Genomic DNA, 13050 nt, shown 5'->3' on the forward strand with positions numbered 1-13050 from the left:
CACCGTAAGGTGGCATGGCGCCGACAGCCGAGCCTACAGATAACCGTGGAGAAGCTGGATAACGACCTCACGATGCTGGGCGACAAGTTGAGCAAGTCATTCGGTAACATCAAGGTGGCAGGGATATGAAACGGGCAACAATCACGATGGACGGAAGCGGCAGGGTTGCCGTACCGTCCGATATAGCCAATGTGTGGATGAGCGAAATGGAGTTGGTAACGCTGTTTGATGTAATCGCCCCGACACTCCGTGCCGCTGTCCGAGCCGTGTATAGGAGCGGAGTGTTGCAATCTTGCGAAGTGGAAAGGCGCATCAGGCTGCCAAACGGTTATTATTTGGAAGTGTATGCGCTGCCAATGGTAATGGCACTGGCTTTCCGTATCAACACATCCAATGCCGCAAGAGTGCGTAATGTCTTGCTGGAAAGGCTGTGCTTGCGAAAAGACAGACAAATGCTTTGGCTTTCGTTAGGTAACAGCATATCGTGTAAGTGTTAGCGAGTGCGGTTGCGTGTCACTACGCCCATGCACTCACACAATCCAAGTCTGCCCGAAGAAGTACCATTTTCCGCTTCTTCGGGCTTTTTCTTTTCGCCTTTTGATGACTGATATTGTCCATCTTACTGCATTTTCTTATCCGTCGGTTTCTTTTGCGCCGTTCTGCATAGTTTTACATATCAAGGTTTTAGCCGTCCTGCCGTAGCTTTGCAACCATGTTTAATCCACCTGCCGACAAGGTGTCGGCGGCACTAAAACCTATATTTGAAACATGGAAAAGAAAGAAGAATTTATCCGTGTAGGCACCACGCTCTACAAGATTGTGAACCAGCCCCGCATTGACGGCGGCTATGTGAGGAGACGCATCGCATGGAACGCCGAGACCCTGCGACAGGACTACGGCAAGGACTACATGGCGGGCATCCCGAAGTATGACGGTTTCTGCACCGTACCCGACCATGTAGGCTACCAGCCCGTAGTCGGCAAGTTCCTCAACCTCTACGAGCCGATAAGCCATGTTCCCGTGCCGGGCGATTTCCCCTGCATTCGCTCGTTGGTGGAACACATCTTCGGCGAACAGTACGGGTTGGGCATGGACTACCTGCAACTGCTGTATCTGTATCCCGTTCAGAAGCTGCCCATCCTGTTGCTCGTGTCCGAAGAGAGGAATACGGGCAAAAGCACGTTCCTGAACTTCCTGAAAGCCGTATTCCAGAACAACGTGACGTTCAACACCAACGAGGACTTCCGCAGCCAGTTCAATTCCGACTGGGCGGGCAAGCTGCTCATCATGGTGGACGAGGTGCTGCTCAACCGCCGTGAGGACAGCGAACGGTTGAAGAACCTCAGCACCACACTATCCTACAAGGTGGAGGCTAAAGGCAAAGACCGTGACGAGATAGGCTTCTTCGCCAAGTTCGTGTTGTGCTCCAACAACGAGCATCTGCCCGTTATCATTGACGCAGGTGAAACACGCTATTGGGTGCGGAAGATTGTGCCGCTACGGAATGATGATACCGACTTCCTGCAAAAACTGAAAGCGGAGATACCCGCTTTTCTTCATTTCCTGCAACACCGGCAGCTATCCACCGAAAAAGAAAGCCGAATGTGGTTCAACCCGAAGCTGCTGGAGACGGAAGCCCTGCGGAAGATTATCCGAAGCAACCGCAACCGTTTGGAGATAGAAATGACGGAACTCCTGCTCGACATCATGGCAAGCGTGGGCGTCAGTTCTGTTTCTTTTTGCCTCAATGATATTATCCCGTTGCTCGTCTGCTCGCAAGTAAAGGTGGAGAAGTCGCAGGTTCGGAAAGTGGTGCAGGAATGCTGGAAGCTTACCCCTGCATCCAATTCGCTTTCCTACACCACCTACCAATACGACTACAACCGTGAATGCCGTTACTCGCCCGTCAGGAGGATTGGACGCTACTATCTGGTAAGCAAGGAACAGTTGGAAACACTCTGATATTTTGATGAAATGATGAAAGCATATATAAACATAAAGAATGACAGCGACTTACATTCTCATCAAACGCTCAACAAAAGGATTGGGCTGATGAAAAGAGAAAGGCAACACAACGCCGCTCATCGCTTTTCTTTTGGCGAGCGGTTTGATGAAACGCTGATGAAAGGTTATTGCATTAGCTGTCTGTATATTAGACTATCCAATCATCAAATCATCGGAATTTCAGCCCTTATCAAGTCCGCAGGGGAAACGGCAACACCATCCCTGTCTGTATGCTGTTGTGCCGACAGGCAATCATGCCGGCACAACGGCACAGAATATCATACAAGGCTGGCAAAAAGAAAAGGGCGACCAACATCCGCCGACATCATCGCCGACACCGCCGCAGGCTTTTGGGAACGAAAAGCCATAGCTCATTAGGGCGTTTTCTTCACTCACCGCTGACGCTAATGCTAAAAACACCCCAATGAGCCAACGGGGTTACACCCCTCTGGACACCCCCGTTTGCCCCGTGCGGCACGACCGCAGGCGGACGGATACCGACAAACAATTTGTAGAACCCAAAAAACAAGAAACAAACATGGGATACATAAGCATCCAAATCAACAAGGCGAAAGGGTCGGCTGACACGGGCGCATCCGACCACATAGAACGCAAAACAATGCCCAAGAACGCCGACCCCACACGCACCCATCTCAACCGTGAACTGGTGGAGTTCCCCGACGGTGTGGCAGACCGCACCGAAGCGATAAGCCACCGCATCCACACGGCAGGCATCAGACGAAAAATTACTCCCGACCAAGTACGGGCAATCCGCATCGTGCTTTCGGGTTCGCATGAAGATATGGTGAGAGTGCAGGACGAAGGCAGGCTGGGTGAATGGTGCGATGACAACCTGCAATGGCTGCACCGCACATTCGGCAGGGAGAACACCGTTTCGGCAGTGCTGCACATGGACGAACACACGCCGCACATCCATGCAACGGTCGTACTGATAGTGACGGGAGAGCGCAGGAAAGCCAAGAAGAAACAAGCGGACAGCAAACGCACCTACCGCAAGAAAGCCAACGCCGTGCGTTTGTGTGCCGATGACCTCCTGACCCGTGAAAGGCTTGTCGCTTACCACGACAGCTACGCCGCAGCGATGGCGAAGTACGGATTGCAGCGTGGCATACGAGGTTCGGAAGCACGGCACACAACCACCGCCCAATACTACCGTGACCTGAAACGGCAGACGGGAGAGCTTGAAGCCAACGTGCAGCAGTTGCAGACCGAACGCCAACAGGCAAAGCAGGAACTTGACTAAGTCAAAAAAGAAATCAAGTCGGAGAAGCTGGAAGCCGCCAAGACCGAGGCGAAAGCGGCACTCGTGGCAAAAGTAGGTTCTCTTTTGGGTAGCGGCAGACTGAAAGAGTTGGAAGCCGACAACCGAACCTTGCAAGGCGAGGTTGCCGCCCGTGACGAGAGTATCGAATTATTGCAAAAGCAGATGGAGCGGCAGCAGGAGGAACACAGCCGCCAATTGGTGGAACTGCAAGCCAAGTACCGCAGGGAAATGGCGGACAAGGAAGCGGCACACCAAGAGGAAGTGTCATTCCTAAAATCCATTATCCAAAAAGCCAAGAAATGGTTTCCGCAGTTTCAAGAGCTGGTGTATATGGAGAAGTTCTGCCTTAAAGTCGGCTTCAACGAAAGGCAGACTGCCACGCTCATCAGCGGCAAACCGCTGTTCTACGAGGGCGAGCTCTATTCGGAAGAGCACAGGCGGAAGTTCACGACCGAGGAAGCAGGCTTCCAAGTGGTAAAAGACCCGAAAGACAAGTCCAAGCTTGCACTTGCCATCAACGGGCAAGTGATTGGAGAGTGGTTCAAGGAGCAGTTTGGCAGGCTGTTCTCATCCGTTAAAAGGACGGTTGAACCGCTTAGGAGAGGCAAGGGCATGGGATTATAAACAATACCAACGGAAAAATAGCAAGTTTGTGTTTGGGGCAGACCAAAACCGCTTGCTATCCTCAGTTGGTTCAAACGTCATTTTATTTGTGCCCGAATCCTACTCAAACTTGCCTGTGTGATGCCTAAATAGGTGGCGATACTTCCTAACGGCAACCGCTGTAACAAATCAGGCTCTTTCTCCAACAACTCGTGATACCGTTCCGAGGCGACGGCTGACAACATGGAAATCAGCCGTTCCTCGGCAGCAAGCAGTTCCATTTCCGCATAACGCCGTCCCCAATTGGCTATGTGCAAATCCTTCAAGAATAACTCTTTCAGTTTTTTCCTTTCCAATACATATAAGACAGAATTTTCCATCAGCTCCATTGTTTCATACCCCGGTTCGTCATTCACATATCCTTTCATGGAAACAATAGTCGCCCCTTCCTTGCCGACCCAAAAGGTAATTTCTTTCCCCTCTACCGAAGTATAGGCGCGGACAATGCCTTTCTTGATGAAAAAGATGTCTTTTTCTATCTTGCCATATTCCAACACTTGGAATCCTTTTGGGTATGAGACTTCCGTCAGGCATTGCCGCAACTTGTCCAAAGACGCATCCGGCATGGCATATCTCTGGTTGATGATTTCCTTTATATCCATAAGTCATTTTGTTGTGGTACAAAATTATAAAATAGCGCACAGAAACAGCTGCTAACGGCTGTTTTTTTGTCAAATGCAAAATCCGTTTTTACCAAATGTAAAAAACGGTTAGAAATTACTTGCTTACTTTTGCACCCGAATTTAATAAATCATAGGTATGAATTGGATAATTTTATTTTTGGCAGGATTGTTTGAGGTAAGCCTTACATTCTGCTTGGGAAAAACGAGAGAGGCATCAGGTATTGGTTTTTATCTGTGGGGAAGCGGTTTCTTGGCTTCCACGGTATTGAGTATGGCATTACTTGCCAAAGCGGTTCAGACTTTGCCTTTGGGCACGGCATACGCCATTTGGACGGGTATCGGAGCGGTCGGCACGGTCTTGATTGGGATATTCGTTTTCAAAGAGCCGGCCACTCCCATACGGCTTTTCTTCCTGTTCACGCTCATTGCCTCCTTGATTGGATTGAAAGTTGTGTCATACTGAAAGGAGGAATAAATGATGAAATATGAATTGAGAGAAAACCACGGCATTCCGGCACCTCTGCTGGCTCTGATGGCAGTCGCTACCGGGCTTTCCGTTGCCAACTGCTACTACAACCAGCCTTTGTTGGGCAGCATGGCAAAGGATTTTGGGGTAAGCGACTTTTCTGCCAGCATGGTTGCGACATTGACCCAGATAGGTTATGTAGTCGGACTTGTGTTTGTCATTCCGCTTGGCGATTTGGTTTCACGAAAGCAGCTGATATTGACCAATTATATCATTTCATCGTGCGCATTGCTTGCCATAGCACTTGCCCCTAACATCTATTGGGTGTGGGGCGCATCCTTGCTTGCCGGAGCATCTTCGGTTATGCCGCAGTTCTTCATCCCGTTGGTGTCTTTCCATTCAGCACCAGCACACAAGGTACGCAACGTGGGGATTATACAGTCCTGTCTGCTCATAGGCATTCTTGGCTCACGGGTGTTAAGTGGTTTCCTGGCTGATATGTGGGGATGGCGTTCCGTCTATTTTGTGGCTTGTGTGTTTATGCTCGGATGCTTTCTTATGATTTACAAGATGCTTCCCGTTCTGCCTGCTCGTTCACGTGAAAATTATGCGGGTCTGATGAAATCCTTGTTGCGTCTGCTTGCCAAATACCCGTACTTGCGTATCGCTTCGTTGAGGGCGGCATTGGCTTATGGCTCGTTCTTTGCGTTGTGGAGTTGCCTTGCTTTCCGGATGAAGCAAGAGCCATTCTTTGCGGATGACGATATTATCGGGGCACTCGGTTTGTGCGGATTGGCAGGTGCGTCTACGGTTGTATTCATTAGCGGCTATATCCAGAAGTACGGCGTAAGGTTCTTCTCCATTGTCGGGGGATGTGTTATCTTGGCTGCATGGTTGTTGGCATTTTTGGGAAATGACAGCTACTTGTGGATGATAATCGCCATCCTTTTGATTGATGCAGGAATGCAATGCATCCATTTGTCAAATCAGACCAGCGTGGTCTCCCTTGACGCATCCGCCATCAACCGAGTCAATACCGTTTATATGACCATCTACTTTCTGGGCGGTTCTGCTGGTACGTTCGTTTCAGGTCTGTTTTGGCAACATTACGGATGGGCAGGCGTGGTAGGAGTAGGAGTTGCCTTTACCGTGGCTTCCTTGTTCGTTAATTGCTTCCAACCAAGACTGCATAAGGATGAATGCTCAATATTCTGACTAAAATAATTTTTGGAATGATCCTTTCAGTCTGAATATTTTTCATACCTTTGTACCGTAAGAGTTTCCCGAACAAGCAAAGCGATGCAGACCACGGCAATTAGAACGGTTACCAACTCATTACCCGAAAACGAGGTAATTCTTCTAACTCTCTTGATTTCAAAGAGGTATATTCCTTATACAGATTTACGGAAAATCTTTGAAATAACCTTGCAAAACGACAAATGAGATTAATAATAAGCGCTCATATCCAACAAACTATTACGGCTTTTTTCTAACTTTGTTTCCACTATTTTATGAATCATCATTACCCGCTATACTTTATCAAACAACTATGAAAATATGGAAGAGAAAAATCTAGACTACTATATCCAACTACTGGAAGCAAATAAAAATCTTATTCTGACAGGTGCACCCGGTACGGGGAAAACGTATTTGGCCAAAGCAATTGCGGACAAGATGGAAGCTGAATATGAATTTGTTCAATTCCATCCGTCGTATGACTACACAGACTTTGTGGAAGGTTTGCGCCCTACTCCTCCCGATAAAAATGGGAACATCGGGTTTGAAAGAAAGGATGGAGTATTCAAGGAGTTTTGCAAAAGAGCAATCGAAAAATGCAAAGGCTTATCCACTGAGTCCTCAATAAATATCTCAAAGAATTCCATTGATGAGAATGATAAGATTGAAAAAGCAATGAGTTGGCTTATGAAACAAAATGGAGCCACTCTCAAATCCATACGAAGTGAAACAAAATTCACGTTAGTGATTAATCAAAATAAAATATATCTAAGAATTCCCAAAGGTAATGAAAATTATGTAAACCCTAACGGTGTTATCAGATATCTAAAAACGGGGGAATATGACAAAGAACATCAAACATATGAACCTTCTGTCGGCTTTTTTATTAAGGAAAACTGTCCTTTATATACAAAGGACACATCTAACAATCACATTTTACATAAAGATATTCTACCTCCTAAAGAGAAACAGTTCGTATTAGAGAATCGTAAAGAAGAAAAAATTAAGCATTTTATCTTCATCATCGACGAAATCAACCGGGGTGAAATCTCCAAAATTTTCGGCGAACTGTTCTTCAGCATCGACCCGAGTTATCGCGGAGAAAAAGGATTAGTCAAGACCCAGTATCAGAATCTGATTACCGATGAATCCGACCCGTTCTACGAAGGCTTCTACGTTCCGGAAAATGTCTATATCATCGGAACCATGAACGACATCGACCGCAGTGTGGAGAGTATGGACTTCGCCATGCGCCGCCGTTTTGCCTGGGTGGAGATAAAAGCCAATGAGCATACAGGGATGCTGGACGAGGAACTGGCAGACATGAAAGAGGAAATCGTTCAGGTCATGACGCGCCTGAATGCCGCCATCTGGGATGAAGAGAACCACACGGGCATAGAAGGATTAAGCCCTGCCTATCACATTGAAGGTTCCTACTTCAGCAAACTGGCACTTTATCTGGACAACGAACGTACCCACAAGGAAGCAGCCTACAAGCACCTGTGGGAAAACCACCTGAAAGGTGTCCTGTTTGAATACCTGAGAGGAACAGCCAATGCCATGGAGAATCTGAAAATGCTGGAACAAGTGTATTATCAAAAAGAAGGAAAAAATGATATTGAAGGATAACTCGACCTATTCTTCCACATCGGAAAATCTTGAAGAGTTCCTGTCTCTACAAAATGTTGCCAACCGTACCCTGTCGGAACTTTCAGAGGAATGTGGAAACAACTTGCTAATCTACCCTTATTCTTTCGAGGAATGTGAGGATAAAATAGGCAACCAGCCTCTCATGTCCTTACAAGCCAACTGGAAAGGAAAGCAATGCACAAAAGTCCACTTAACGACAGGCAATCTGGTGGGATTTATAGGAGTCAACGGACATTCCGTTTCCATCCAGTCTCGTTTTGTCCAGCACACCGGCGAAGATTTTTTCCTGCATTACATGCTTCAAAAGGTGCTGTACCTCAACCTTTTCCGGATGCCACACGCAACGAACGACGAAGCCGTCTTCGACTTTCTGCTCTATCTGTTTCCCAAGTTTCTTAACGAGGCACTAGCACAAGGCGTCTACAAGGAATACCAACGGAATACGTACAATGACGCGAATGTGCGCGGCGTGATAGACATATCCCGACAAATAAAATACAACCTGCCGTTCAATGGCTGTATTGCTTATCGCACCCGGGAGTTCAGCCAGGACAACCAGGTGACTGAGCTGATACGTCACACCCTCGAATATATCTGTACCACCCGATTCGGGAAAGCATTATTGGAAAGCGACACCCAGACCCGAGACAATGTGAGCCAAATCAGGACTGCCACCCCGAACTATCATCGGCAAGACAGAGAAAACGTAATCAGACACAACTTGAAGATTGTCCCTCATCCTTACTTCACCCGTTATGCGCCTCTTCAAAAACTTTGTTTGCGGATACTGCGACACGAAAAAATCAAATACGGGCAACAAGAGAATACGATACACGGCATTTTGTTTGATGCGGCTTATTTGTGGGAGGAATACCTCACCACCATCCTCACAAAGCAAGGATTCACGCACCCCAACAATAAAAAAGGTACCGGACGCATCTACTTGGCCAAAGGGCACAAATTTCCCCGTTACCTGGATTTTTTCCGGGAATCCGACGGAACAATCGTGGATGCCAAATACAAAATGGCTACAGAGAAAAGGGAGGATGTACATCAACTCGTCACGTACATGTATCGGTTGAGAGGAAAACAGGGCATTTTGATTCATCCCACCTTTCAAACGCATGCTATCACGCGACATTCCTTGCGGGGATATGGAGAGGATGACAACGCGGAACTGGAAACCTATTTGTTCCACATTCCCCAACAGGCTGCCGACTATCCGGATTTTGTTTCAAAAATGGCGGTGTCGGAAGAATTACTTCGAAAGCATCTGCAAGGCAACAAAATTTTCATGGAAAACCATTTTCTTCGTACCTTTGCCTCCGCAATAAAAACGAACTGAATTTCTCACCATGATACATTCTTTCCACACCCCGACCGAAGGCATCGCCTTGCCGAAGGCTTTCACTTTTCCCTTCCACTACACCCCTCACCCGCTTACCCGACTGGCGGCGGAAGAGGTGCGCCAATACCTGCTCACGCGGGACGACTGGCAGGAAGAGCTCCGGCAGGGAAAGATGTTCGGGGTACTGGTCATCCGGGATACAGAAGGAAAGCTGGGCTACCTGGCTGCTTTCTCGGGCAACCTGGCCGGGAGCAACCACCACGCGTTTTTCGTGCCGCCGGTGTACGACCTCCTGCAACCCGACGGGTTCTTCCGCATCGAGGAGGCGGAGATTTCGGGCATCAACCACCGGATTGCGGCACTGGAAGCCAGCGAGGCTTACCGCTCGGCACAGGCGGCATGGAAGCAGGCGGAAGAAGAGGCGCAGGCCACACTTTCAAGTGAGAAGCAGAAACTGAAGGAGGAAAAAGCGCGTCGGGAACAACGGCGAAAGGAAGGGGTGTCTCCCGAAGAGATGGAAGCGATGTCGCGCGAGAGCCAGTTCCAGAAAGCGGAGTTCAAACGGCTGGAACGGCAGTTGAAAGAGAAGGTACAGGAGGCCGGAGAGGCTTTCCAGACCCTCGAACAGGAGATTCAGGCCTTGCGCCACGAACGGAAGACGCGCTCGGCGGCTCTCCAGTTGCGGCTGTTTTCCCAGTTCCGGATGCTCAACGCCCGGGGCGAGGTGAAAGATTTGTGCGAGATTTTCCAAAGTACCCCGCAGAAGACACCGCCTGCCGGAGCGGGGGAATGTGCTCTGCCCAAGCTGCTCCAGTATGCGTACCTGCATCATCTCCAGCCTCTGGCCATGGGCGAATTCTGGTGGGGCATGTCGCCCAAGGACGAGATACGCCGCGAGGGGCATTTCTATCCGTCGTGCAAGGGGAAGTGTGAACCGATTTTGAAACACATGCTCGTGGGACTGGAGGTCGAACCGAATCCGCTGGAGGAGGATGTGCACCGACAAACTGCATTGGAGATTCTCTACGAAGACGAGTGGCTGGTGGTGGTACACAAACCGGCGGGCATGCTTTCCGTGCCGGGCAAGAACGACCTCGATTCCATCCTCCAGCGGCTGCACAACCTCTACCCCAAGGCTACCGGACCACTCATCGTGCACCGGCTGGACATGGCGACGTCCGGACTGCTGCTGGCGGCCAAGACGAAGGAGGTGCACAAGGAGCTTCAGGCACTTTTCGAGACGCGCCTCATCCGCAAGCGATACACGGCCATCCTGGAAGGGGAACTGGAAACGGATGAGGGCATCATCGACCTGCCTATCTGTCCGAATCCGATGGACCGTCCGCGCCAGATGGTGAGCCGGGAGTACGGGAAACGGGCGGTGACGTCCTACCGGGTACTGGAGCGCAAGGATGGGAAGACAAAGGTGACGTTTTATCCGCATACGGGACGCACGCATCAGCTCCGGGTACATGCCGCGCATCCCGAGGGACTGAATCATCCGATTGTGGGCGACGACCTCTACGGCCAGCCGTCCGACCGTCTGTACCTGCACGCCGCCGCATTGGAGTTCGTGCATCCGGTCACAGGAGAAAAAATCCGCATTGCAAAAGAGGCTGATTTCTAAGCGTTTACAAACCGGCGGATTCTGAGGTAAAAAACGCCTAAACGTTTCAGACAAAACGCTTCGACGTTTTCATTGAAACGCTTCGACGTTTGAATCCAAACGCCTAAACGTTTTTCCGTACCCTGAAATTACACACTTTTCTTTTCAAATGTTAAAAAACAATTTTACCAATAAACCCTGAGGTTGTTCGGTTGTCTCAGAGTCGTAAGTGCACTAAATACAAAATGTTCAACTAAAAAAAAATGACAACAATGAAAACAACTCGTTTATTCTCTACTTTGATTCTCGCTGCATGCCTGGGATGTGGCAGCATGATGGCGCAAAACGCTCCACAGAAAACATGTCAGGCAAAGGCAGGAAAAGAAAACTGTGCTAAAATGACACCGGAACAGCGGATGGACATGCAGGCTACCCGCATGGGAAAACAACTGATGCTGGACGACAGCAAGCTGGCTCAGTTCACTACCCTCTACAAAGAGTATCTGACTGCACTGAAGAATTGCCGTCCGGCTCCGGAAGGTGAAAAGGTGAAACCCTGCGAACGTACCGACGCGCAGATTCAGCAGGAAATTGAAAAGGGCTTCGAAATGCGTCAGAAGGTGCTCGACACCCAGAAGAAGTATTACAATTCCTTCAAGAAAATCCTGAATGCCCGCCAGCTGGAGAAAGTGTTCCGCATGAACCGTCCGGGACAGATGCACAAACGCATGGGACAGAAGCCCTGCCCGATGATGCACGGAAAGATGGGTCAGCCGGGACAGATGCCGGCTCCGGGATGTCCGAACCAATGCCCGGCAGCTCCTCAGGCTCCTCAAGGTAAATAAATCCCAAATTCTATACTTATCATTGAATACGCCGAAGCGTGGAACTCAGGATATCGTGAGATACCCTTGAGTGCCACGCTTCTTTTATTTCGTACCATCCGAAGGGGACGGTCTCAGTTTTTCAGACGTACCATGTGGCGGGCATAACACCACACCACGACGTAACCGACAAAGGGTACCACAAAGGCCCAGTGCATGTCGGCATAGTCGCCTACCAGTCCCATGAGCACGGGACCTACGGCACCGCCCACCGGCGACATCATCAGGAAGGAAGAGGCGCGCTTCGTGTGGCTGCCCAGTCCTTTCAGGGAGAGGGCGAAGATGGTGGGGAACATAATGGCTTCGAAGGCATAACCGCAGAGCAGGGCCACGAACGACACGGAGCCCAGGTCGAGAATCACCAGCAGCGTGGTGACGACCGTTCCCGTAGCACACCAGAAGAGCATCTTCTCGGCCCGTACACGGCGCATGATCCAGCTTCCCACGAAACGTCCCACCATGAACAGTCCCAGTCCGCCGAACGACAGAATCAGGGAGGCATCGCGGGCGTTCATCCATCCCACCTCGGTCACGTAGTTGATGAAGAAGCTGTTGATGGAAATCTCGGCCACCTCGTAGGCAAACAGGGCTATCAGACCGAAGACAAACAACTTATGGGACCAGAGGCCGACGTGGTTTCCTTCGCTGTCCACTTCCTCCTCGTGGGGTATCTCGGGCAAACGCACCCGCATAAAAGCCAGGGCGGCCAACAGTACAATCACACCCATCACGGCGTACGGGAGGGCCACATTGCCGCTGGCCCCTTTGTCCTCGTCGGCAAACAGGAGGATTCCTGTCAGAATCGGGGCAAAGATGCATCCCAGTCCGTTGAACGACTGAGCAAAATTCAAGCGGCTGGCGGCGGTCTCCTTCGCTCCTAACTCAGTGACATACGGATTGGCGGCCGTTTCCAGGAAGGTCAGTCCGCATCCGATGACGAACAGGGAAAAGAGAAAGAAATTGAACGACATCCAGTGCTGCCCGGGAATGAACAGCAGGGAGCCGATGCCATACAGCAGCAGTCCCAGCACCACGCCCCGGCGGTATCCGTAACGGTTGATGAACAGTCCGGCGGGGATGGCCATGATGAAATAACCCATGTACATCGTGGCCTGAATCATGGCCGAGTGGGTACGGGTGATGGTGAGCAGTTCCTGAAAATGCTTGTTCAGCACATCCAGAATGGCATGGGCAAATCCCCACAGGAAAAAGAGTGAGGTAATCAGTACAAAGGGGAACAGGTATTGGCGTTCCACCAGGGCAACTCCGTGTTTCTTCATCTGCT

At 49.9% G+C, this 13050-nt stretch carries 11 protein-coding genes and 1 pseudogene; 10 read left to right on the plus strand and 2 right to left on the minus strand.

Annotated features, from left to right (window positions below; genetic code table 11):
- Positions 1-125: 125 nt before the first annotated feature.
- The 4 genes and pseudogenes from OCV81_RS06530 to mobV all read left to right on the plus strand — a co-directional run bounded on the left by OCV81_RS06530 (position 126) and on the right by mobV (position 3913).
- Positions 126-497 (plus strand): hypothetical protein, encoded by a 372-nt coding sequence (locus OCV81_RS06530; RefSeq protein ID WP_072546079.1) that lies wholly within the window; start codon positions 126-128, stop codon positions 495-497.
- Between the two features lie 271 nt (positions 498-768).
- On the plus strand, positions 769-1962 hold the full coding sequence (locus OCV81_RS06535) for a primase-helicase family protein (protein WP_148329365.1): 1194 nt from the start codon (positions 769-771) through the stop codon (positions 1960-1962).
- Positions 1963-1974: 12 nt separating this feature from the next.
- Positions 1975-2382 carry a hypothetical protein gene (locus OCV81_RS06540; protein ID WP_239464711.1) on the plus strand — a complete coding sequence of 136 codons (408 nt, stop codon included), beginning with the start codon at positions 1975-1977 and terminating at the stop codon, positions 2380-2382.
- A 160-nt stretch (positions 2383-2542) separates the two neighbouring features.
- Positions 2543-3913, plus strand: a pseudogene (gene mobV / locus OCV81_RS06545) (MobV family relaxase).
- 77 nt (positions 3914-3990) lie between these two features.
- Here the strand turns inward: mobV and OCV81_RS06550 are convergent.
- Positions 3991-4554, minus strand: a complete 564-nt coding sequence (locus OCV81_RS06550) for a Crp/Fnr family transcriptional regulator (protein WP_021928157.1) — start codon at positions 4552-4554, stop codon at positions 3991-3993.
- Between the two features lie 157 nt (positions 4555-4711).
- Here OCV81_RS06550 and OCV81_RS06555 point away from each other — a divergent pair, with 157 nt between their 5' ends.
- The 6 genes from OCV81_RS06555 (at position 4712) to OCV81_RS06580 (ending at position 11726) form a co-directional block, all read left to right on the plus strand.
- Positions 4712-5038 (plus strand): DMT family transporter, encoded by a 327-nt coding sequence (locus tag OCV81_RS06555; protein WP_021928755.1) that lies wholly within the window; start codon positions 4712-4714, stop codon positions 5036-5038.
- A 15-nt stretch (positions 5039-5053) separates the two neighbouring features.
- On the plus strand, positions 5054-6256 hold the full coding sequence (locus OCV81_RS06560) for an MFS transporter (RefSeq protein ID WP_104368351.1): 1203 nt from the start codon (positions 5054-5056) through the stop codon (positions 6254-6256).
- A 342-nt stretch (positions 6257-6598) separates the two neighbouring features.
- The gene (locus OCV81_RS06565) at positions 6599-7906 is read left to right on the plus strand and encodes an McrB family protein (protein WP_262640223.1); all 1308 of its coding nucleotides are present in this window, start codon (positions 6599-6601) and stop codon (positions 7904-7906) included.
- The gene (locus OCV81_RS06570) at positions 7890-9272 is read left to right on the plus strand and encodes an McrC family protein (protein WP_148329366.1); all 1383 of its coding nucleotides are present in this window, start codon (positions 7890-7892) and stop codon (positions 9270-9272) included. Before OCV81_RS06565 ends, OCV81_RS06570 begins: the two co-directional genes overlap by 17 nt.
- 10 nt (positions 9273-9282) lie before the next feature.
- Positions 9283-10902 carry an RluA family pseudouridine synthase gene (locus OCV81_RS06575; protein WP_148329367.1) on the plus strand — a complete coding sequence of 540 codons (1620 nt, stop codon included), beginning with the start codon at positions 9283-9285 and terminating at the stop codon, positions 10900-10902.
- A 251-nt stretch (positions 10903-11153) separates the two neighbouring features.
- Positions 11154-11726, plus strand: a complete 573-nt coding sequence (locus OCV81_RS06580) for a hypothetical protein (protein ID WP_148329368.1) — start codon at positions 11154-11156, stop codon at positions 11724-11726.
- Between the two features lie 113 nt (positions 11727-11839).
- Here OCV81_RS06580 and OCV81_RS06585 read toward each other — a convergent pair whose 3' ends face one another.
- Positions 11840-13045, minus strand: coding sequence for a sugar MFS transporter (locus tag OCV81_RS06585; RefSeq protein ID WP_148329369.1), 1206 nt, complete (start codon positions 13043-13045; stop codon positions 11840-11842).
- Positions 13046-13050 lie beyond the last annotated feature (5 nt).

It is taken from the genome of Phocaeicola fibrisolvens (assembly GCF_025567125.1).
GTDB lineage: Bacteria > Bacteroidota > Bacteroidia > Bacteroidales > Bacteroidaceae > Phocaeicola > Phocaeicola fibrisolvens.

Coding starts and splice junctions, on each gene's coding strand:
- OCV81_RS06540 (WP_239464711.1), top strand. CDS start 1,975: ATGATGAAAGCATATATAAACATAAAGAATGACAGCGACTTACATTCT.
- OCV81_RS06555 (WP_021928755.1), top strand. CDS start 4,712: ATGAATTGGATAATTTTATTTTTGGCAGGATTGTTTGAGGTAAGCCTT.
- OCV81_RS06570 (WP_148329366.1), top strand. CDS start 7,890: ATGATATTGAAGGATAACTCGACCTATTCTTCCACATCGGAAAATCTT.
- OCV81_RS06535 (WP_148329365.1), top strand. CDS start 769: ATGGAAAAGAAAGAAGAATTTATCCGTGTAGGCACCACGCTCTACAAG.
- OCV81_RS06575 (WP_148329367.1), top strand. CDS start 9,283: ATGATACATTCTTTCCACACCCCGACCGAAGGCATCGCCTTGCCGAAG.
- OCV81_RS06580 (WP_148329368.1), top strand. CDS start 11,154: ATGAAAACAACTCGTTTATTCTCTACTTTGATTCTCGCTGCATGCCTG.
- OCV81_RS06550 (WP_021928157.1), bottom strand. CDS start 4,554: ATGGATATAAAGGAAATCATCAACCAGAGATATGCCATGCCGGATGCG.
- OCV81_RS06585 (WP_148329369.1), bottom strand. CDS start 13,045: ATGAAGAAACACGGAGTTGCCCTGGTGGAACGCCAATACCTGTTCCCC.
- OCV81_RS06560 (WP_104368351.1), top strand. CDS start 5,054: ATGAAATATGAATTGAGAGAAAACCACGGCATTCCGGCACCTCTGCTG.
- OCV81_RS06565 (WP_262640223.1), top strand. CDS start 6,599: ATGGAAGAGAAAAATCTAGACTACTATATCCAACTACTGGAAGCAAAT.
- OCV81_RS06530 (WP_072546079.1), top strand. CDS start 126: ATGAAACGGGCAACAATCACGATGGACGGAAGCGGCAGGGTTGCCGTA.